The organism is Marinomonas foliarum, from assembly GCF_003337275.1.
Taxonomy (GTDB): domain Bacteria; phylum Pseudomonadota; class Gammaproteobacteria; order Pseudomonadales; family Marinomonadaceae; genus Marinomonas; species Marinomonas foliarum.
The window spans coordinates 1-19970 of sequence record NZ_QPJQ01000040.1 but is presented as its reverse complement, the minus strand read 5'-3'; the positions used below and the strand labels follow the sequence as shown (position 1 = coordinate 19970).

Here is a 19970-nt window from a genome sequence, read left to right as displayed (position 1 = left end):
CTTGTTATGATTCTTGGTTATAATTATAACAAGCTTAGTTGGGGTGCTGTTTTGTCAGAGATTCGATTATCCGATGTGGATTTAAATTTGCTGTACGTTTTACAGGTCCTTATTGAGGAGCTGAATGTTACCAAAGCAGCAACACGCCTAAATGTATCTCAACCAGCTGTCAGTCGCTCACTGTCTCGATTGAGAGACCTATTTGATGATCCCTTGTTTACCCGAACCTCCCACGGCCTGTCTGCAACCGCTAAAACACAGAATTTAGCGCCACTATTATCCGATATGCTGAAAGGGCTTGAGAACATTATTCAGCCTAGTGAGTTTGATCCTCAAACAAGTAAGCGTCGCTTCGTGTTATCAACAACAGATTTTGGAACCTTGACTGTTCTACCTAAGATATTAGACCTTTTTCGGCAGCAAGCCCCTGATGCGATTCTTGATGTAAAGTCTTGGGATGAAGATAGAGTATTAGAGCTAGATCAAACCAATATTGATATTGCTGTCGCTGTATTATCAAAAGAACCGCCACCAAGCATACGTGCCATGCGTTTAAAGAGTGATCGTCTAGTTTGTTTAGCGCGTAAAGATCACCCGAATATTCAGCTGGAATTGACGTTAGATAGTTATTTAAAAGCTGATCATGTGCAAGTGGTGCTGGGGCGTCGAGAGTATTTTGCCGTTGATAGAGAGCTCGAAAAAATGGGACATAAGAGGCATGTTTCTGTCCATCTACCGAATTTCGTGCCAGCCGCTCGAGTTGTGATGGACAGTGATTTACTACTTACAGTCCCCAAGCTATTTGCTGAAGACATGGCGTCAACAGTATCTGAAATTGCTGTGTATGAGCTGCCATTTGGAACGCGCGAGTTCGATTATTCGATGATTTGGCATGAACGCTTTCAAAGAGATGCTGCCCACGTTTGGTTTCGTGGCTTATTGAGACAAGCGTTTCTAGATTCATCTATTTAGCTTTATCTTTGACCGTTTATCAGGGCGTGCTTGATAAGCGCGTTATCCATTCTTTGGTTAGTATTTCAACCAATCCATACCGTCTTAATGTCATTGCTTCTTCTAAATCGGCAAAATTCTCGTCTAAATAATCATGTAAAATCTTGTCTCTTAATGCTATTAGAGTACGTATCTGTTCAGCTTGTTCATACGTCACATCATTATGAGCAACTAATGCATTTAAAACTTCTCTACGTGAAACTACTTCCGCGTTGTAATGGTGTTCTAACACATATCGAGCAAGATCAAGCATAGAGGCAACCAGTAATTGAAATGAATGCTCGATCACCATGGTTTCATCTTTGTTGTACCCTGCTCCAGATGGCCGCTTTCTATAGGCATCAAGACGCTTTATCATCTCATGCTGATGGTCATAAAGGGAGCTTTCCCATTCTGCATCTCTCATTTTGATTTCGCCTTTTCTATGAGGAAATAGCACGCAGGTTTTCTGCATGCTATTTAGTAGTTTAGGTGAGATAAGTGAAAAGGGGAAAAATTAGAAGCTAGAGAAAGGATAAAAAGAATAGGAGTGACCATATTCAATTTGAGTGTTTGCTTTTACATGCAAATACCCTTGGCTTTCACAAGCTGCAAGTAGGGCACCAGAGCTTTGTTGTGGATGGGCGTAAGCTAGCCCATCTTTACCAATTGATACTCGTAAAAACTCATCTCGTTGTATTACTTTATTGCGGTTAAAGCCCGCATCTACAGGATAAGACTTGGGAAGTTCCGCAACTTGACCCGCACAAATTGACAGCAAAAGACGAGCGAACCAATGATAGGTTACTAACGTTGAGCTTGGGTTTCCGGGTAAGCCAAGAAAAGGAATGCCTTGAAGCGTGGCGTGAACAAGTGGTTTGCCAGGCTTAATGGCTATTTTCCATAAATGCACTTTGCCCAGTTTTTCCAAGGCGTCTTTTACATGGTCTTCTTCGCCAACAGAAACACCGCCAGACGAAAGAATAACATCACAGGATTGCATCAAGGTTTTTAAGGCTGTTTTTGTGTCTTCGGGTGTATCAGCTGTATGTAAACAATGGCTCACGTTATGACCAGCTTGAGCTACAAGCGCGCTTAACATTGGGCCATTTGAATTATATATTTGGCCTTCTTTTAGTTTCTCACCAGTAGGAATCAGCTCATCACCTGTTGTGAGGATGCCGACATTCAACTGTTTGTAGACGATGACCTCTGTGATACCAAGGCTAGACAAAAGGCCAATGTGTATTGGCGTAATTTTCTCACCTACCTTAACAACCGTTTGACCGATCTGCATATCCTGCCCTAACGGTCGAATATTGTCGGAAGACGTCGGTTGTTTAGTAAAGATGACTTTGTCACCTTCTAGCTCGGTGTTTTCCTGCATAACAACGGTATCTGCACCGGAAGGAATATTTGCGCCAGTGAAAATACGAGCACAGGTACCTGGCATTAAAGGCTGAGGGTGCTGGCCAGCGGCAACACGCTGACTAACGGTAAAACGTTTGCCATCTTGCCAATCTTGGCAGGCAAGTGCGTAGCCATCCATTGCACTGTTATCATAAGGTGGGACAGAAATTCTGGCAACCACGTTGTTTGCTAGAGTCCGTCCAACAGCGTTTATAAGTGGGATTGTTTGCTGCTCTACAAGGACACTGGCACTGCGTGTAATCTCTTCTAGAGCATCTTCAAAGGCAAGTAAAGTGGACATATTTGTTATGCCCCATGTTGGTTTTCAGCGTAAGGTCCAATCAGCATGCTGACAAAATTACATGGTCTGTGAGAGGCATTAAGTTGTTCTTCTAAAATGCCATTCCATGCGGTTTTACAAGCACCAGTAGAGCCTGGTAAACAAAAGACTAGGGTCTGATTGGCTAATCCTGCAATAGCACGTGATTGAATGGTTGATGTGCCAATTTCTGTATAGGAAATCTGCCTAAACAGTTCACCAAAACCTTCTATCGTTTTATCGAATAAGGGGGTCATTGCTTCTGGTGTGCTGTCGCGAGAATAGAATCCGGTGCCGCCTGTGATTAAAATAACATGAGTTTCAGAGTCAGCAATCCAATTAGAAACAACAGCGCGCATTTGATAAACATCGTCTTTGACGAGTGTTCTCTCATTGAGTTTGTGGCCAGCTTTTGTCAGTAACTCAATAAGTGCATCACCAGATGTGTCTTCGGCAATTGAGCGAGTATCTGAAACGGTTAAAACGCTGATATTTAATGGACGGAAAGGTGCAGGTGTTTTAGCCATGGGGGTCCTTATTTAGCCTCCTGTCGCGCTCATGAAGCGAAGAATTTGTGGGGCTTCATCGAGGTTGAAATGATGTTTATGTGGTTTGAGGGCGAGAGCCTCAATGATAGCGTTTTCTAATGCTGTTGCATTATGCTCTTTTGAGTTGAGTGCCGTCGAGCAGTAAGAAGAGCTACGAAGGACGTTTTTCAAATCTTTTGAGTGCTCGTTACCTAGACATAGTAATAAGCGGCCTTCTGCCGTCAATCTGACTCGGTTACAGGCGTCACAGAAGTTATGGCTATGTGGTGAAATAACCCCGATCTTATGCTCGTAGCCTGCAACTTGATAATAACGTGTTGGGCCGCTGGTCGTAGTTAGGCTGGGTGTAAGTTCGTATCGGCTACCAAGCGTCTCTATGACATCGTCACTGGATAAATAAGTGGTAGCACGGTTATGGTCAGTAATAATGCCAAGAGGCATTTCTTCAATAAAGCTGATGTCCATTTTTCGGTCTAGGGCAAATTGAGCAAGATCAAACAGCTCATCATCATTATGGTTTTTCAGCATCACGCTATTAATTTTTAAGCGCTTGAAGGGAAGTTTACTGGCAATATCTATTCCATCAATAACCTGCTGGAATTTGTCTCTGCGAGTTAGTTTATGAAAGCGGTCCGCTTTGAGTGTATCGAGACTAATGTTGATGCGTGATACGCCAGCATCAAGTAGGCGTTGAGCCATTTTATAAAGCTGTGAACCATTAGTCGTAATCGTCAGTTCTTCTAACCCAGTGGTATTTGCTATTTGTTCGATGGCCCAAAGAATATTTTTACGTACTAAAGGCTCTCCGCCTGTAATACGGATGCGTTTCGTTCCCATGGATATGAAGGTTTTTGCTACGTGAACAATTTCTTCTAAAGACAAAATATGGTCTCTAGCTAAAAATGTAACATCTTCATCCATACAATAGGTACAGCGAAAGTCACATCTGTCAGTGACGGATATGCGTAAGTAGTCTATTTTCCGACCAAATGGATCGATTAAAGTGGACGTTGCCAAGAGAATTACCCCAATAGTTATACGCCCATAGAAGCAAAAAAATGCCTATTTAGCAAAGTGCTGAGACGCTTTAGGTATAATTTCTGACGTTATTCTTAATATATAAATATTTTGGGTTCAGCCATTGAATAAAAACGCGCCATAATAGAAGTCATTGCGCGAGGTAGAAAGTAGGAGGAGAAGGTGAGTCAAGTTGTTAATCATTTAATTGGATTGCTAAAGTTAGAGCGAATTTCAGAGACTAAATTTGTTGGACGCAGTCAGGATATTGGTTTTCCTAAGCTATTTGGTGGTCAAGTTATTGGTCAGGGGTTGAGTGCAGCAACGCAAACTGTTGAAGGTCGATTCCCTCACTCTTTGCATTGTTACTTTTTACGTCCTGGGGATTCTGCTCATCCCATTGAATATGATGTTGAGGTCGTGCGCGATGGTGGAAGCTTTAGTGTCAGACGGGTGATAGCTTCGCAGTTTGGTAAAAGTATTTTGGCGATGACAGTGTCTTTTCATATCACGGAAGATGGGTTGGATCATCAGGAGGCGATGCCTAATGTGCCTGGACCAGATTCTTTTAAATCTGAGCTGTCTCTCTATCGTGCTCATGCCGATGAAATTCCGTCTAAAGTACGGGATTTATTCACGGCAGATCGCCCCATTGAGTATCGAATAGTCGAAAATCAAAACCCATTTCGTCCTCGTCCAGGGATTGCTAAACGCCATATGTGGATTCGTAGTGTGTCAGCTTTGCCTGATGATGCGTTAATCCATCAATCTATGCTGGCTTACACAACAGATTATGGTTTTATTGAAACTGCCTTGATGCCTCATGGCATTTCGATAGGCAGTCCTTATTTGACTGTGGCTAGCTTAGATCATGCTATTTGGTTTCATCGCCCATTTAGGTTGGACGAGTGGTTGCTGTATGTGGCGGATTCGCCTTCAGCGAGTTCAGCGAGGGGATTTGTTCGAGGACAAATTTTTAATCAGAAAGGGGAGCTTGTTGCATCGACTGCCCAAGAAGGTTTATTACGCTACTCGCACTAGGTTTCAAAGGTTGTGCTGTTTTAGTGCCCATATAATGTGCTCTTTCACTAATTCAGAAGAGTGAGGGAGTGCATTTTTGAGTGTTTGAATAGTGTCTGGGCTGGTGGGGGCATTGCCCAGTGCAACAGCGATGTTTCGGCGCCAATTTTCAAATCCTGTGCGACGAATAGGCGACCCTTCGGTGTTTTTTAAAAAGGTAGTTTCATCCCACTCAAATAATTCAACCAGATCCGCTGAATCCAGATTGTGTCTTGGTTGGAAATCATCTTCTTCGGTGTATTTGGCGAACTTGGTCCAAGGGCAAACCAGCTGACAATCATCGCAGCCAAAAATACGATTGCCCATTTTGCCGCGCAGCTCTTCTGGAATGGAGCCTTTATGTTCAATGGTTAGATAAGAAATGCATTTTCCTGCATCGAGTACCCAAGGTTCGACAAAGGCATCAGTTGGACACTGAGTTAGGCAGGCCGTGCAGCTACCGCAATGTCTGGCCTCGGTTGGCTTATCGACAGGAAGTGGCAGATTAGTAAATATCTCACCGAGCAAAAACCAGCTGCCCGCTTTTGGCGTTAGTAATAAGGTGTTTTTGCCAATCCAGCCCATACCGGCTTGTTCCGCAATTTGTCTTTCTAGGATAGGTGCACTATCGACAAAAGCTCTGTAGCCATGATCGCCAACTTGTTGCTCTATTTTTTTAGCCAGTTGAGTAAGGCGTTTGCGAATTAACTTATGGTAATCACGCCCCAATGCATAGCGTGCAATATAGGCTTTGTCTTTAGTTTGCAGTCTTTTAACGGTTTCGACGGATTGAGGGAGATAATGCATCCGAAGGGAGATAACACGACGCGTCCCAGGGTGTAGTTGCTCTGGATAAAAGCGTATGTCGCCATGGTTGGCAAGGTAATCCATACCGGCGTGATAGCCATTATCAAGCCATTTATTAAAGTCGTCTTTGTGTTGGGCTAAATCCGGTTCGACAATACGAGCGTCGGCAAAGCCAAATTCAGTCGCCCATGATTTAATATCATCAGCAAGCTGGTTTAATTCTTTTGGGCTGGATAAAAACGAAGGAAGCAAATGGGTACCGAAACATGGAGCGCTAGGCTAGAAAGCAGCCTAGCGTGAAAAACAAAAAAATTAGTAAAGCTGAGAGTCGCCTTTAACGACATCCATCAATAGTTTGATGAATTTTTTATCCGCTTCTGTGTGCTCTTCTTGGATTTTAATGGTGGTTTGGTTCGACACTTCTTCTGCAATGCGCTGGTAAGCATTTGGCTGGTTGATATTTTCTTTGGCAATACGGACTAATTCTCCAGCGAGCTCTGGATCCATAAGCATTTTACGAAAACAGCGTGAAAACTCATCAATAACTCGTTGTTGGTTAAGCTCATTAGCCATGGTAAAACTCCTAATCAATTTATGCCGCTATGACACCATGAAGCGTAGTTTAGAGCAAGTTTTTATACGCTTTGTGTTGACAAATCTGAGGCGCAAAGACAAAATAAAAAGCTATATAATTCGACGACACCCTGTCGATGACTCCTTTTCATGGGCCACTAGCTCATCTCGGTCAGATTCGTTCTGATAAGCACAAGTGTAGAATGACGCAATATTGTTATCCTATGCTTCTCCTCGCGAAAAGACGCGGGCAGTGTAAAAACTGCGATTTCTTGCGTTTGAGTGTTTCTTACTTTTAGATAAATGTTCCTTATTTATAAAAGTTACCTCAGTTAGTTTAGAAACTTCGTTCTATCAACTTTAATCTGTTTGTCTTATGCGGTTACAATAGCTGCACTAAAATTAAAAGACAGATAAATACTATAGAGGGTAACAAGGTGGAGTTATTATCCGGTGGTGAAATGATCGCCCGCTTCCTCAAAGATGAGGGAGTTGAATATATCTATGGTTATCCAGGTGGAGCCGCACTTCATATTTACGATGCCTTGCATCGTCAATCTGACGTAAAGCATATTCTGGTTAGGCATGAACAAGCTGCTACGCACATGGCTGATGGCTATGCGCGCGCCACAGGAAAGGCGGGGACGGTTCTCGTGACTTCAGGTCCAGGAGCGACCAATACTGTAACAGGTATTGCGACGGCTTATATGGACTCTATTCCTATGGTCATTATCTGTGGTCAGGTCATGAGTTACTTGATCGGTGAAGATGCGTTCCAAGAAACCGATATGATTGGCGTCTCTCGCCCGATTGTAAAGCACAGCTTCACAGTCAAGCATCCTTCTGAAATTCCTATGATCATGAAAAAGGCTTATCACATTGCTAGCACTGGTCGTCCAGGCCCTGTTGTGATTGATGTGCCAAAAGACATGACCATGCCAGGTGACAAGTACGAATACAAATACCCAGAGTCTGTTTCTATTCGCTCCTATACGCCACCGACTAAAGGTCACAGCGGTCAAATTAAAAAAGCCGTTGAGCTCCTTCTTGCTGCCAAGCGTCCAATCATCTATGCCGGTGGTGGCGTCATCATGGGCGGTGCATCTGATTTGCTAGTAAAACTGGCGAAATCCTTGAATGTTCCTGTTACTAACACGCTGATGGGCTTGGGCGGATACCCAGGAACAGATAAGCAGTCTGTTGGTATGTTGGGTATGCACGGTTCTTACGAAGCGAATATGACAATGCATCACAGCGATGTGATCCTAGCTGTTGGCGCTCGCTTTGATGACCGTGTAACGAATGACCCAGATAAATTCTGCCCTGGTGCGAAAATTATTCATATTGATATCGACCCTGCTGCTATCTCCAAAACTATCCGAGCTGATGTGCCAATTGTTGGTCCTGTTAATCAGGTTTTGGAAGAGATGTTGTCTTTGGTTGAAGGTCAAAGTTCCAATACTGAAGCGCTTGTTGGCTGGTGGAAGCAAATTAATGAATGGCGTTTAGTACACGGCGGTCGTTACGATACTAGTAGCGAAAAGATTAAGCCTCAAGCTGCAGTCGAAGCTTGCTGGCGTGCCACTAAAGGCGATGCTTTTGTTGCCTCTGACGTAGGTCAGCATCAAATGTTTGCTGCGCAGTACTATAAATTCGATAAACCTAACCGTTGGGTGAACTCTGGTGGTTTGGGAACGATGGGATTTGGTCTTCCTGCTGCGATGGGTGTGAAGATGAGTTTCCCTGAAGAGACTGTGGTATGTGTAACGGGTGAAGGCAGTATTCAAATGAATATTCAAGAGCTTTCTACCTGTTTGCAGTACGGTTTGCCAGTGAAAATCTTGTGTTTGAATAATGGCTACTTGGGCATGGTTCGTCAGTGGCAAGACATGAACTATGAAGGTCGTTACTCAAATTCTTACATGGATTCATTGCCAGACTTTAAAGTGTTGATGGATGCTTATCGCCACAAATACGTTGAAATTCGAACGAAAGATGAACTCGATGCCAAGATGGAAGAAGCGTTTGCGATGACAGATCAATTGGTCTTCATTAACTGTTACGTGGATCCAGAAGAGCATGTGTATCCAATGCAAGTGCCTCGTGGCGCGATGCGCGATATGTTCTTGAGCAAGACGGAGCGTACCTAATATGCGACATATTATTTCTGTATTGATGGAAAACGAGCCGGGTGCTTTGTCGCGAGTAGTTGGTTTGTTCTCACAGCGTAACTTTAACATCGAATCATTGAACGTAGCGGCAACGGATGATCCAACTTTGTCTCGTCTCACCTTGACGACGTTTGGTTCTGATCAAGTCGTGGAGCAAATCACTAAGCAACTGAATAAGTTGATTGATGTGGTGAAGCTGGTGGACTTGACCGAAGGTCAGCACATTGAGCGTGAGTTAATGCTGGTTAAGGTTCGTGCCACTGGTGCTCAGCGCGCTGAAGTGAAACGTACTGTTGATATCTTCCGTGGAAACATTGTAGATATGACACCTTCTATTTACACGGTTCAAATCGTGGGCGAGTCGGATAAGCTAGATGGATTCTTGCAAGCCTTGGGCGGTGCTCATTTGCTTGAAGTAGTTCGAACTGGTGTTTCTGGTATTGCTCGTGGTGAAAAGACACTGTCTTTGTAATCACCTTGTAGTTAGACTTAAAAGCCGCGATTATTCGCGGCTTTTTTATGGCCGTTTGATAGAGCGACACATTGGAGAGGAAATGGATAAGACGAATTGGAAGCTACTTAAACTGTTGGAAGGAAATGGTCGTTTAACCTACGCAGAGCTTGGAAAGCTAGTTCATCTGACTGCACCTGCGGTCGCAGAACGCGTTAGAAAACTTGAAGAATCTGGTGTGATTACTGGCTACAGCGTCCAAGTCAATTTAGAAAAAGTAGGAATCCCTATTACTGCTTTGGTTGAGTGTCAGGTTTATCGAACCAAAGAGCGTGAGTTTAAAGCACTTGTTATGGATTTAGAGGAAGTGATTGAATGCTATAATGTCACAGGGCCTTATGCTTTTGTACTCAAAGTAGGGGTGAAGTCTATGTCTAAACTCGATGCATTATTAGAGCGGTTAATTGATTTGAGCGATACCAACACCATGATGATAATGACCACACCAGTCAAACGCATCATGCCATTAAATATCGCTCAAGAGGATTAGCTTACCGCAACTTCTGCTGTGATGGCTTTTCTTGGCCACTGACTAATAATCATCCCTGTCAGGATAAAACCACAACCAATCAAAGCGCGGGTTGAAAGAATTTCCTCCATAAATATCCAACCTCCTAATACGGCAAATACCGCTTCAGACGATAGAATAAGGGCGCTTATACTCGGCGAAACATTTTTTTGTCCTAGCGTTTGTAATGTGAAGGCAATACCAGATGAAGCGACACCTGCATAAACCAAAGGCCACCAAGCCATTTTTATGCCTTCAAGCGTGGGTGTTTCTAATGTAAAAGCCGTTATAGTGGCTAATATTGTTGCTACGGAAAACTGCACAATCGAAAGCGGTAAAGCAGATACATATCGAGATAAATAACCTATCAGCAATACATGACCAGTCCAAAAAAAAGTGCCTAAAAGCTCTATCGCATCGCCTTTATTGATGGATAGGTTTGGCCCAACAGTCAGGCTGTAAAGGCCAATTAATGCCAATCCTACCCCGACCCAAGTATGTTTTTCTGTTTTATGGCCAAGCATAAGTCCTAATATCGGCACAAACACAATGTACATACTAGTAATAAAGCCTGCGTTACCTGCTGTAGTGTATTGCAAACCTATTTGTTGGCACGTAAAGCCCAAGAACAAACAGCTTCCTGCCGCTAGCCCCCCTAGCCAAAGCTTTCGAGTATTCTCGGTTTTTTTTGGTTTAAAAATAAACAATAAAGGTAAAAGCGATAAAGTGGCCAATAGAAATCGCATAGCATTAAAGCTGTGTGGCCCGAGGCTTTCCATGCCAACACTTTGGGCGACAAAGGCAAAACCCCAGATAGCGGCAGTAGCCCATAAAAAAATGTGTGCAATCGACATAGATAATCCCTGATTATTGGTAGTGGAATAGCTATTTTACGTAGCAGAACTGTTTTTCCACAGTTGGAATAAAAGGTTCTTTACGTGCTTGGCTTTGGATAAAAAAGTAAAAGTAAGATTTTTCTTTACTAATGTAGAGAACTAACTATTTGATTTCCAAGCATCTTAAAATATTCACTTTTGGGTGGCTGAAAAGGTTAAAAAATAGGCTGACATGAGTGTTTTTTAATTGTACAGTGGCGCCCAATTTCAAGGTCTAATTAGACTCTTTCACAACTTTATTAAGAGATTCCATTGTTATGACATTCAGTGTTTGGTTGGCAACCGCGCCGTTATTAATGTTGCTTTCTTTAGGACCTGGTCCAAATAATTTTACAGCAATGCATAATGGTATTCAGGTCGGAGCCACAAAAGCTGTTATTGCTGTGGTTGGTCGAAACTTTGCGTTTAGCCTTTTGATGTTGGTTTCTGCGCTAGGGTTGGGGGCAATCATTGTATCTTCTGCTTTCTGGTTTGGTGTCATCAAGTGGTTTGGTGTTGCTTATTTATTTTATGTCGGCATTAAAACGTGGCGAAGTGCCGCCGTCGTTCTTGAAGAGCATGAAAGTGAAGTCGGAACTAAGGCAAAACGCGGACATTTTGCGAGAATGCGCCAAGAGTTTTTAGTGGCGATTGGTAACCCTAAAGCGGTATTACTATTTACGGCTATTTTTCCTCAGCTGCTAGATCTTAGTCAGCCTGTTCCTATGCAATTTTTTTGGATGGGACTAACATTTTGTTGTACCGAATTTATTGCGGCTTATGTTTACGCCATGAGTGGCAAGCAAATCCGACGTTTGATTCGCAGTCATAATGGCATGAAAAACCTCAATCGTGGCATGGGGAGTGTGTTTGTTGCGGCGAGTGCCTTTTTAGCAACGGCGACACGTTCCTAAGATTTTTTGAGTTCAATAAAAAAGGTGGCATTTAGGCCACCTTTTTTTATTTTGTACTTAGTAAAGTGCTTAGCTGTGTTCTTTTAAGAACTCTTCGCTTAGATATAGCTCTTCATTGCTATTCACTTTTACGTCGCGGCTTAGGATCATTTTTGCAATTTCTTGGGCTTCTTCTAGAGAATGCATTTCATAAGTGCCGCACTGATATTCGTTAAGCTCTGGGATATCGGCTTTGGCTTTTACATGCAATACGTCTTCCATTGCCGCTTTCCACGAAGCAGCAACTGTTTCTTCTGAAGGTGTGCCGATTAAGCTCATATAGAAACCGGTACGGCAACCCATTGGTGAGATGTCAATAATCTCTACGCTGTCGCTGTTTAGGTGTTCACGCATGAAGCCTGCGAATAAATGCTCTAGTGTGTGAATACCTTTCTCTGAAAGGATTTCTTCATTTGGTACGCAGAAGCGCAAGTCAAATACTGTGATGTCATCACCCTTAGGTGTGGACATAGATTTAGCAACGCGAACTGCTGGCGCGTCCATACGAGTGTGATCGACACGAAAACTGTCTAATAATGGCATAAAAAACTCTCCTGCTTAACTCAACGAAATCATCGTTGCTGTATAAATGATGATATTAATTGCCACTATTGTACATGAAGTTTTGAATCTTTGATTGGGCTTTTTGGGGACTTCAAATATTCGTAGCTGAGAGCCAAGCAAAAAGCAATAACAGCGAATAACATACTTTGGCCAATGAAAAACACCATGAAGCTACAGCTTATTAATGCAACAATGGCCAGCAGTTGAGTTACTCGATTAACCAGTTTGAATGCGGCAATGCAGGTGAGAGTGTAAATGAGCAAAAAGCTACCGTTTGTCATCTCAATGAACCATGACATTCTCCATCCAGATAGTTCAGAAAACATAATGGAGAATAACGTAATAAAGCCAACCAATAAAACTGCTCTTTCTGGCGCGCCGTTTTTATTAAACTGAATAAAGGTTTTAGGCAGTGCACCTTGCTGTGCCATGGATTGCACCATGCGCGAGAAGCCTAAAATATAAATGGCCACGTTAGCGAATGCGATTACGTAGGCGCCAACGGCAAAGAACCGGCTACTGGTTTCGCCCATAAGTTTACTCACCAAAAGTGCTAAGGACTGGCTATTGGTCACTTCGTCTCCATAAGTATGGTGCCAAGCGATCAGCAGTACCAAGCTTAAATAAGCAAGAATAACAATGGCGATTCCTCCCAATAAGGCGATTGGGAAATCTCTGGTTGGGTTTTTAAATTCAGCACCCATGTGCGCCATGACTTCAATGCCTAAAAAACACCAAAATATAACACCTGTGGCGTACAGTGTTTGCTGCCATTCTGAACTTGTTATCGGCGTCTCTATTACTTGGCGGCTATCAGCAATGTCGCCAATAAAACAAAGCCATATAATTGTGCCAATCATAACGATCACTACACCCGTTTGAAATCTAGCCGAAGTCTGCATGCCAACGATGGCAAAGAGAAGCATGCCTGCCAGAGTGAGTAGGCTAAAGGCAAGAATCCAGTCATCAGGAGCGTTAAATATAATAATTAAATAGGCCGCAGCGACTTTTATCGCGACAGCAGGCCCAACCAATAAGATGCTTAAAAACAACCAGCCTACGGCTTTTTCATAACGCGAGCCAAATGCTCGACCAATATAGTGTGATGCGCCCCCAGCGGAAGGGTATCTAGAGCCAAGCAAAGCGAAAATAAAAGCAATGGGAATAATCATGGCGGCTGTAATTAACCAAGCATAAAAAGCAAAGGACCCCGCCTGCGCGACAGACATAGCAGGTAAGATCATTAAGCCGGTTCCTATAAAAGTTGTCACCGTCATTGCAATGCCCTGAAGAGGGCCAAGAGTTTTTTGGTATTGAGTCATTTTTTTGCCTGTACTTGTGAAATTCTGTGGCTGTTATTTATTGCTGCTAAGGATAAAATACTTACATAATCGATACGCTATACAAGTTGACCCCATTAAGGCGCATTTTGCCTGAATGACCGTCAAGTTGAATGACTATGTTGTGAAAGGGGGGCTTGAGTGGCCGATCATTATGATCAAAGAATATTAGCTTTACTGGTAGATGATGCTCGATTGTCTGTTTCCGATATTAGTCGCCAGGTGAATTTATCACGTTCGGCTGTGACTGAACGCATTCGTCGCATGGAAGATAATCGAACAATTACGGGGTATCACGCCCATACATCGGTATCAAAAGAGGATGGCGTTACAGCGTATCTAGCTCTAACTTTTAGGCCTTTGTCGTGCGAGCTTGTGCAGCCATTAATTGAAGCCATACCAGAAGTGAAGCTTGCTCATTCTATTAGTGGGGATTTAGATCTTTTGATTTTAGTTCAGGCAAACTCAATGGCTCGGTTACATGCTATTCGTAGTGAAATGGACCATTGGCCAAATTTGGATAAAGTGGTCACGCATATGTGTTTGGCGAATCGCTTAGATCGCTGGTAAGTAGTGCGCATCGGTTAATAGGGTATTGATTGAACGTATTCGAATAATGGAGAGGCATTCTGAAACGATTAAATTTAAGGAAGAACTGGTCTGCTAAAGCTAAGTCTTATGATGACTTATTAGTTTTGTCGGCTCTTGGTGCTTTTTGCGGGTTGTTAAGTGGTCTTTTGATGGCATTTTTTTACGCTGTGATCTATCTGCCCGTTCGGTATTTAATTGGTTCTGATTTTGATTCGTTTGAGTTGCTATCGGTTGAATGGCGCATTGGGCTTTCTCTTTCTGCTTGTGTTGTTTTAGCGCTGGTATTTACCTTTGTGCCTCGCAGGTTACAAAAAGTCGGTGTCCCTTATGTTATTGAGCGTTTAAATTATCATCATGGAAACTTGCCTGTTTGGAATGCGGTTGTGCAGTTTTTCTCTGCAGCAATTGGCTTGATTGGCGGTCTTTCTATTGGTAAAGAGGGTCCGGCTGTGCATCTTGGGGCAACGCTCGGAGGCTATTTGGCAGAAAAGGCCAAGTTGCCTCAGTACGGTGTGGAAACGCTATTGGCTTGTGGCGTTGCTGGAGCTATTTCCGCAATATTCCAAACCCCTTTAGCAGGTGTTTTGTTTGCTTTTGAGGTTATATTTCTGGAATACCGACAGCGTTATGTTTTGCCTGTTTTGCTATCTTCTGTAATTGCTACCATAGTGAGCCATTATGCTATTGGGCCGCTGGATATTTTTAGTATTGAAAGTATCTCTTCAGTGCTGCTTTCAACGGATTTGTTTGTTGCTTGTTCTATTTTGGTCGTTGTTATTGTGTTGTTGTCTGCGTTATTTCTGCGTACCCAAAAGGCTCTTTGGCGTTTTAGTAGTGTGTCTATTTGGTGGCGTTTTTTGTTGGTCGCTATTGCCACGGTATTGGCGGCGATCTATCTGCCTGAATCATTAGGCAGTGGTTACCTTTCTCTTTCTCGTTTGTTATCGGGCGATTTGGTTCTTTACTCACTAATTCTGTTAATTGTGGTTAAAACAGTGCTGACTGCACTTACTATTGGTTTGGGGATTCCTGGTGGCATGATTGGGCCAACTTTTATTATTGGGGGGTTGGCTGGCGTTCAAGTTGCTTTGGTGTTTGATAGCAATGTAACGGATGTCGCTTTGTTTGCTCTCTTAGGTATGGCGGCTATGATGGCTGCTTGTTTTCAAGCGCCGTTAACAGCCTTGGTTGCCATTATAGAAATGACACATTCGTCTGCGGCTATTGTTCCTGCTTTGTTTGTTATCGTGTTGGCTTGCTTGCTGGTACGAGTGTTTTTTCATCAAGAATCCGTTTTTGTGGAGAGATTGAGCTTCATGGGAATGTCTTCGACAATATCGCCTTTCCAACGCTATCTTCGACACCATACGGTTAAGCCCGTTGCTGAAGATGTGTTGATGTTTCCAGAGGTTGTTTCTATTGAGCGGGTGAAGGATTTAGCGTCAAGTATGGTAGACTATATCGCTTTCGAGCATGGTGATGAGCTACGGTTGCTTAGACGAAAAGCGGTATTAGATGCATTGATAATGTTAGATCAAGGTCCGCAATTATGGCTGGTTTCGGATGAAGATAAGGTGAAGATGAATTTATCTTTGGCGTTAGACTCTGTACTTGTGCCAGTTATTGATGAGCCTTCATCGTTAGAGTCTATGTTGACTTGGTTTCAAGAAACAGGATTAGCAGAAGTGTTGGTATCGACATCAAGTTCCTCTTATAGCTTGGTTTCTCGCCACCGTCTCGATCAATTTTTACTGAAAAGTGACTAGTTGTACTTTTTTATTTATTTTTTTATGGGCTACCGCTTACTATTTTAAAGCTTGTTTGCCTTTTGTATTTTATTAGCTATGGGATTTGAAAATATGAGTCGTTCTGAAGATCTATACGCACGCGCCCAACACCGTATTCCTGGAGGTGTAAATTCTCCAGTTCGAGCTTTCAATGGTGTAGGAGGAACGCCTATTTTCTTTGAGCGTGGAGAAGGGGCTTATGTTTATGATGAAGATAAAAAATCTTACATAGATTATGTTGGATCATGGGGGCCGATGATTTTAGGTCATTCTCACCCAGATGTTTTAGATGCTGTTAGACAACAATTGGACTTCGGTTTGAGTTTTGGTGCTCCAACAGAAGTTGAGATCACCATGGCGGAAAAAGTGTGTGAACTTGTTCCGTCAATGGATATGGTTCGTATGGTTAACTCGGGTACTGAAGCAACTATGAGTGCAATTCGTTTGGCCCGTGGCTACACCGGACGCGATAAAATCGTTAAGTTTGAGGGCTGTTATCATGGACATTCAGATTCATTGCTGGTGAAGGCAGGTTCTGGTGCGTTAACTCTTGGAGTACCTAACTCTCCTGGTGTGCCTGCTGATTTGGCGAAACATACAATCACATTGCAATACAATGATATCGAAGAGGTAACTCGCTGCTTTGCTGAAATTGGGGATCAAATCGCTTGTATTATTGTTGAACCTGTTGCCGGCAATATGAACTGTATTTTACCTGTTGAGGGTTTTCTTGAGACCTTGCGCAAAGTGTGTGATGAATCTGGCGCTGTGCTGATTTTTGATGAGGTTATGACTGGGTTTCGTGTTGCTCTTGGTGGTGCTCAGGACCATTTTGGCATTGTTCCTGACTTGACGACTTTGGGTAAGGTTATTGGTGCGGGTATGCCAGTTGGTGCTTTTGGTGGCAAGCGTGCGATTATGGAGTGTATTTCTCCATTAGGACCTGTCTATCAAGCGGGCACTTTGTCTGGTAATCCTGTTGCTATGGTTGCAGGCTTGGCTGTATTGAACAAAATCAGTGAAAAAGGCTTCCATCTGGCATTAGGCTACAAAGCTGAGCGCTTAGTAACTGGGTTGAAAAAAGCGGCAGACGCTGCTGGAGTGCCTTTTTGTGTTGTGAGTGTAGGTGGGATGTTTGGCTTCTTCTTTACCGAAGCCGAAGCAGTTAAGACATTTGCGGATGTGCAGAATTGCGATTTAGGTAAGTTTAAAGCGTTTTTCCATTATATGTTAGAAGAAGGGGTTTATTTTGCCCCTGCAGCGTTCGAAGCTGGGTTTATCTCTCAAGCTCATACTGAAGAAGACATCGATTATACAATCGAAGCAGCTAAGCGTTCTTTTGCTAAGCTAGTATAAATAGTTCTTAAAGAAGGAGGGTTTCTAGCATGTCTATAGAAGATGTGAAAAAAGCACCCGTTGATGAAATCGAAGACGTGGATTTAGGTGATGAAAAAAAGCAGCCGCATAAAGGGGTTTACTTACTACCTAACCTGTTTACTACAGCGGCGCTGTTTTCAGGCTTTTACTCCATTATTGCGGCAATGAACGAAAACTTTACTTATGCCGCAGTCGCCATTTTTATTTCTATGGTATTTGATGGGTTGGATGGTCGTGTTGCTCGTTTGACACATACTCAAAGTGCGTTTGGGGCTGAGTATGACTCTTTGGCTGATATGGTCTCATTTGGTATCGCCCCTGCGCTTGTTGTATTTACTTGGTCTTTAGCGCCACTTGGTAAAATTGGTTGGATTGCCGCCTTTATTTACGCAGTTGGTGCCGCGCTGCGCTTAGCTCGCTTTAACACTATGCTTGGAGTGGAAGAGAAGCGATATTTTACCGGTCTACCTAGTCCTGCTGCAGCGGCTTTGGTTGCTGGTGTTATTTGGGCCGCTAATGACAAAGGTTTTTCAGGCGAAAGTATGGCTACGTTGATGGCATTGATCGTTCCTATAACTGGTTTGTTGATGGTCAGTAATGTGAAATACCGCAGCTTCAAAGATCTCAATTTAAAAGGTCGAGTTCCTTTTGTCGTACTTCTTATTGCTGTGTTGATTTTGGTACTGGTCGCTCTTCAGCCTGCTTTGGTATTGATGGGCGTGTTTTGCCTTTATGGATTGTGGGGGCCGCTTGGGGTCGTATTTAAGCGATTTCGCTAGATGGTGTAAAAAAGCATTCTTCTTTTTAATGAATGCTTTTTTGAACTAGTTTCATAGCTCCTTGTCAATAACTCTAACGATAGAAGAGGACGTGCTATGTTAATTTTCAATAAAAAAGCGTCAGACTGTTCCGAATCAGAAGTGACAGATAAATCTGTCTATTTGAACCGTCGTCAATTTATGAAAACAACCGGTGGGATTGTTTTGGGTGCTGGCGCTATCGGCCAAGTATCTGCAGCTTTACAGGATGGTAACCCTCTATCCCCACCTATCTCCCTGAAGCCCAATTTTGCAAATATAGCTGAAACCTCCTTCGGTAAGGGCGATAAAATTTCTCCTTATGATGTTGCCACTTCCTACAACAATTTTTATGAATTTGGGTATGGTAAAAGCGATCCTAAGGAAAAGTCTTCCCAGCTTCAAACTACGCCATGGACAATTACGGTAGAAGGTGAGGCTGGGAAAACGGGAGTATTTGATCTAGAGGATATTATTAAGGAATCAATGCTAGAAGAGCGAATTTACCGTCTTCGCTGTGTCGAGGCTTGGTCAATGGTTATTCCTTGGGTTGGAGTCTCTCTCGCCACTGTTCTCAAGCGGTTTGAGCCAACGTCCAAAGCCAAATATGTTTACTTCGAAACCTTATATGACCCTAAGCAAATGCCGGGGCAGCGTGGTGGTGGGTTGGATTGGCCATATCGAGAAGGTTTGCGTATTGATGAAGCAATGAATCCTTTGGCGTTACTTGCAGTGGGAATGTATGGGAGCATATTACCGAATCAAAATGGTGCGCCAGTTAGGTTTGTTCTGCCTTGGAAATATGGTTTTAAAAGTATTAAGTCCATTGTGAAAATTCGTTTTGTTGAGGAAATGCCTAAAACAACATGGAGTATGCTAGCTCCTAATGAATATGGTTTTTATGCCAATGTGAATCCTAATGTGGATCATCCTCGCTGGTCGCAAAAGCAAGAGCGACGCTTACCTGGCGGTGTTCTTTTTCCTAATGTCATTGAAACAAAGATGTTTAATGGCTATGAAGAAGAGGTTGGGTCTTTGTATGCGGGTATGGATTTGAAAAGGTTTTATTAGCATGGCAGCGTTTTGGGATAGAAGGGAAAAACCATACATCTTGATTTTATTCACTTTACCATTTGCATGGATGTTTACCTCATTGTTGATGGGGCAGTACTTTCCCGATCCTGGTAAACTATTAATGAGGCTTAGTGGTATTTGGGCATCTGTCTTTGTTGTTGCAGTAATTGCAATGACATTGGTAGGTAGGTTTAAGCCGTTAAAAGCGATTAATCGTTATCGTCGATTTATTGGGCTAACAGCATTCTTTTACAGTTTGCTTCACTTTGTTATTTATTTGGTTTTATTTGCAGGATTGAGCTGGACTTGGATAAGTTCAGATTTAGTTGAAAAGCCATATATTTATGTTGGAGTGGCTGCTTTGTCTATTATGGCAGCTTTAGCTATTACTAGCACCAAACGAATGGTGCGTGCTTTGGGTAAAAAGTGGAAGCCTTTGCACCGTTTAATGTACCTTGCAGCTATCGGTGTTGTTGCTCATCTATGGTGGCAGGTTAAAGATGATATCTCATTAGCTGTCTATTTTTCCGTATTTCTAGTTCCTTTACTGATAGTGAAAATTCCAACATTGCCCACCTATAAAAAACTTTTTAATAAAAAGTGAAAAAAGAGCTTGCGCTAAAAAATTCAGAATGTATTATACGCCCCCACTGACACGGAGAACAACGCAAGCAACGGTTTGCAACTTACCTTGGTAAG

General features: G+C 42.8%; 21 protein-coding genes. 12 read left to right on the top strand and 9 right to left on the bottom strand.

The genetic code is table 11. The annotated features are described in order from the left end of the window. Window positions 1-6: 6 nt before the first annotated feature. Entirely contained in the window at window positions 7-972 is a 966-nt protein-coding gene (locus tag DFP77_RS16975) for a LysR family transcriptional regulator (RefSeq protein WP_114413414.1), read from the top strand. 19 nt (window positions 973-991) lie between these two features. On the opposite strand, the gene DFP77_RS16970 is transcribed toward DFP77_RS16975, so the two are convergent. From DFP77_RS16970 to moaA, 4 genes are all read right to left on the bottom strand, one after another. Then, entirely contained in the window at window positions 992-1417 is a 426-nt protein-coding gene (locus DFP77_RS16970) for a HepT-like ribonuclease domain-containing protein (RefSeq protein WP_114413413.1), read from the bottom strand. Window positions 1418-1507: 90 nt separating this feature from the next. Further along, window positions 1508-2701 carry a molybdopterin molybdotransferase MoeA gene (locus DFP77_RS16965; protein WP_114413412.1) on the bottom strand — a complete coding sequence of 398 codons (1194 nt, stop codon included), beginning with the start codon at window positions 2699-2701 and terminating at the stop codon, window positions 1508-1510. Window positions 2702-2706: 5 nt separating this feature from the next. After that, window positions 2707-3246 (bottom strand): molybdenum cofactor biosynthesis protein B, encoded by a 540-nt coding sequence (moaB, locus tag DFP77_RS16960; protein WP_114413411.1) that lies wholly within the window; start codon window positions 3244-3246, stop codon window positions 2707-2709. A gap of 12 nt (window positions 3247-3258) precedes the next feature. After that, window positions 3259-4284 carry a GTP 3',8-cyclase MoaA gene (gene moaA, locus DFP77_RS16955; protein ID WP_114413410.1) on the bottom strand — a complete coding sequence of 342 codons (1026 nt, stop codon included), beginning with the start codon at window positions 4282-4284 and terminating at the stop codon, window positions 3259-3261. A 183-nt stretch (window positions 4285-4467) separates the two neighbouring features. Between moaA and DFP77_RS16950 the strand changes: the two genes are divergently transcribed. Then, window positions 4468-5325 (top strand): acyl-CoA thioesterase, encoded by an 858-nt coding sequence (locus DFP77_RS16950; protein WP_114413409.1) that lies wholly within the window; start codon window positions 4468-4470, stop codon window positions 5323-5325. Between the two features lie 3 nt (window positions 5326-5328). Here DFP77_RS16950 and queG read toward each other — a convergent pair whose 3' ends face one another. Together queG and DFP77_RS16940 are read right to left on the bottom strand one after the other, a co-directional pair. Then, complete coding sequence (queG, locus tag DFP77_RS16945; protein ID WP_114413408.1) at window positions 5329-6402, bottom strand: tRNA epoxyqueuosine(34) reductase QueG; 1074 nt, start codon at window positions 6400-6402, stop codon at window positions 5329-5331. A 60-nt stretch (window positions 6403-6462) separates the two neighbouring features. Further along, window positions 6463-6723 carry a hypothetical protein gene (locus DFP77_RS16940; RefSeq protein WP_114413407.1) on the bottom strand — a complete coding sequence of 87 codons (261 nt, stop codon included), beginning with the start codon at window positions 6721-6723 and terminating at the stop codon, window positions 6463-6465. A gap of 437 nt (window positions 6724-7160) precedes the next feature. Here DFP77_RS16940 and DFP77_RS16935 point away from each other — a divergent pair, with 437 nt between their 5' ends. From DFP77_RS16935 to DFP77_RS16925, 3 genes are all read left to right on the top strand, one after another. After that, window positions 7161-8873: an acetolactate synthase 3 large subunit gene (locus tag DFP77_RS16935; RefSeq protein ID WP_114413406.1), complete on the top strand. Its 1713-nt coding sequence runs from the start codon at window positions 7161-7163 to the stop codon at window positions 8871-8873. Between the two features lies 1 nt (window position 8874). Next, entirely contained in the window at window positions 8875-9366 is a 492-nt protein-coding gene (ilvN, locus tag DFP77_RS16930) for an acetolactate synthase small subunit (RefSeq protein WP_110577225.1), read from the top strand. An 82-nt stretch (window positions 9367-9448) separates the two neighbouring features. Continuing rightward, window positions 9449-9895, top strand: a complete 447-nt coding sequence (locus DFP77_RS16925) for an Lrp/AsnC family transcriptional regulator (RefSeq protein WP_114413405.1) — start codon at window positions 9449-9451, stop codon at window positions 9893-9895. On the opposite strand, the gene DFP77_RS16920 is transcribed toward DFP77_RS16925, so the two are convergent. Further along, complete coding sequence (locus DFP77_RS16920; protein ID WP_114413404.1) at window positions 9892-10767, bottom strand: DMT family transporter; 876 nt, start codon at window positions 10765-10767, stop codon at window positions 9892-9894. The genes DFP77_RS16925 and DFP77_RS16920 overlap by 4 nt on opposite strands. Before the next feature lie 299 nt (window positions 10768-11066). Between DFP77_RS16920 and DFP77_RS16915 the strand changes: the two genes are divergently transcribed. Then, window positions 11067-11702 carry a LysE family translocator gene (locus DFP77_RS16915; protein ID WP_114413403.1) on the top strand — a complete coding sequence of 212 codons (636 nt, stop codon included), beginning with the start codon at window positions 11067-11069 and terminating at the stop codon, window positions 11700-11702. Between the two features lie 69 nt (window positions 11703-11771). Here DFP77_RS16915 and luxS read toward each other — a convergent pair whose 3' ends face one another. Continuing rightward, window positions 11772-12284 carry an S-ribosylhomocysteine lyase gene (gene luxS / locus DFP77_RS16910; protein WP_114413402.1) on the bottom strand — a complete coding sequence of 171 codons (513 nt, stop codon included), beginning with the start codon at window positions 12282-12284 and terminating at the stop codon, window positions 11772-11774. A 65-nt stretch (window positions 12285-12349) separates the two neighbouring features. Next, a complete protein-coding gene (gene yjeH / locus DFP77_RS16905; protein ID WP_114413401.1) occupies window positions 12350-13627 on the bottom strand; it encodes an L-methionine/branched-chain amino acid transporter in 1278 nt (425 codons plus the stop codon). A gap of 159 nt (window positions 13628-13786) precedes the next feature. Between yjeH and DFP77_RS16900 the strand changes: the two genes are divergently transcribed. From DFP77_RS16900 to msrQ, 6 genes are all read left to right on the top strand, one after another. Next, window positions 13787-14215: an Lrp/AsnC family transcriptional regulator gene (locus tag DFP77_RS16900; RefSeq protein WP_114413400.1), complete on the top strand. Its 429-nt coding sequence runs from the start codon at window positions 13787-13789 to the stop codon at window positions 14213-14215. Window positions 14216-14385: 170 nt separating this feature from the next. Then, a complete protein-coding gene (locus DFP77_RS16895; RefSeq protein WP_239544318.1) occupies window positions 14386-16002 on the top strand; it encodes a chloride channel protein in 1617 nt (538 codons plus the stop codon). A gap of 93 nt (window positions 16003-16095) precedes the next feature. Then, a complete protein-coding gene (gene hemL, locus DFP77_RS16890; RefSeq protein ID WP_114413398.1) occupies window positions 16096-17379 on the top strand; it encodes a glutamate-1-semialdehyde 2,1-aminomutase in 1284 nt (427 codons plus the stop codon). Window positions 17380-17408: 29 nt separating this feature from the next. Further along, window positions 17409-18179 (top strand): CDP-diacylglycerol--serine O-phosphatidyltransferase, encoded by a 771-nt coding sequence (gene pssA, locus DFP77_RS16885; protein WP_114413397.1) that lies wholly within the window; start codon window positions 17409-17411, stop codon window positions 18177-18179. Between the two features lie 96 nt (window positions 18180-18275). Continuing rightward, on the top strand, window positions 18276-19268 hold the full coding sequence (gene msrP / locus DFP77_RS16880) for a protein-methionine-sulfoxide reductase catalytic subunit MsrP (protein ID WP_114413396.1): 993 nt from the start codon (window positions 18276-18278) through the stop codon (window positions 19266-19268). A gap of 1 nt (window position 19269) precedes the next feature. After that, window positions 19270-19875 (top strand): protein-methionine-sulfoxide reductase heme-binding subunit MsrQ, encoded by a 606-nt coding sequence (gene msrQ, locus DFP77_RS16875; protein ID WP_258861202.1) that lies wholly within the window; start codon window positions 19270-19272, stop codon window positions 19873-19875. Window positions 19876-19970 lie beyond the last annotated feature (95 nt).

Excerpts from the sequence above, each read along its gene's own strand:
- DFP77_RS16975 (WP_114413414.1), top strand. The coding sequence starts at position 7 with ATGATTCTTGGTTATAATTATAACAAGCTTAGTTGGGGTGCTGTTTTG.
- DFP77_RS16970 (WP_114413413.1), bottom strand. The coding sequence starts at position 1,417 with ATGAGAGATGCAGAATGGGAAAGCTCCCTTTATGACCATCAGCATGAG.
- DFP77_RS16965 (WP_114413412.1), bottom strand. The coding sequence starts at position 2,701 with ATGTCCACTTTACTTGCCTTTGAAGATGCTCTAGAAGAGATTACACGC.
- moaB (WP_114413411.1), bottom strand. The coding sequence starts at position 3,246 with ATGGCTAAAACACCTGCACCTTTCCGTCCATTAAATATCAGCGTTTTA.
- DFP77_RS16940 (WP_114413407.1), bottom strand. The coding sequence starts at position 6,723 with ATGGCTAATGAGCTTAACCAACAACGAGTTATTGATGAGTTTTCACGC.
- ilvN (WP_110577225.1), top strand. The coding sequence starts at position 8,875 with ATGCGACATATTATTTCTGTATTGATGGAAAACGAGCCGGGTGCTTTG.
- DFP77_RS16925 (WP_114413405.1), top strand. The coding sequence starts at position 9,449 with ATGGATAAGACGAATTGGAAGCTACTTAAACTGTTGGAAGGAAATGGT.
- DFP77_RS16920 (WP_114413404.1), bottom strand. The coding sequence starts at position 10,767 with ATGTCGATTGCACACATTTTTTTATGGGCTACTGCCGCTATCTGGGGT.
- DFP77_RS16915 (WP_114413403.1), top strand. The coding sequence starts at position 11,067 with ATGACATTCAGTGTTTGGTTGGCAACCGCGCCGTTATTAATGTTGCTT.
- luxS (WP_114413402.1), bottom strand. The coding sequence starts at position 12,284 with ATGCCATTATTAGACAGTTTTCGTGTCGATCACACTCGTATGGACGCG.
- yjeH (WP_114413401.1), bottom strand. The coding sequence starts at position 13,627 with ATGACTCAATACCAAAAAACTCTTGGCCCTCTTCAGGGCATTGCAATG.
- DFP77_RS16895 (WP_239544318.1), top strand. The coding sequence starts at position 14,386 with ATGGCATTTTTTTACGCTGTGATCTATCTGCCCGTTCGGTATTTAATT.
- hemL (WP_114413398.1), top strand. The coding sequence starts at position 16,096 with ATGAGTCGTTCTGAAGATCTATACGCACGCGCCCAACACCGTATTCCT.
- pssA (WP_114413397.1), top strand. The coding sequence starts at position 17,409 with ATGTCTATAGAAGATGTGAAAAAAGCACCCGTTGATGAAATCGAAGAC.
- msrP (WP_114413396.1), top strand. The coding sequence starts at position 18,276 with ATGTTAATTTTCAATAAAAAAGCGTCAGACTGTTCCGAATCAGAAGTG.
- msrQ (WP_258861202.1), top strand. The coding sequence starts at position 19,270 with ATGGCAGCGTTTTGGGATAGAAGGGAAAAACCATACATCTTGATTTTA.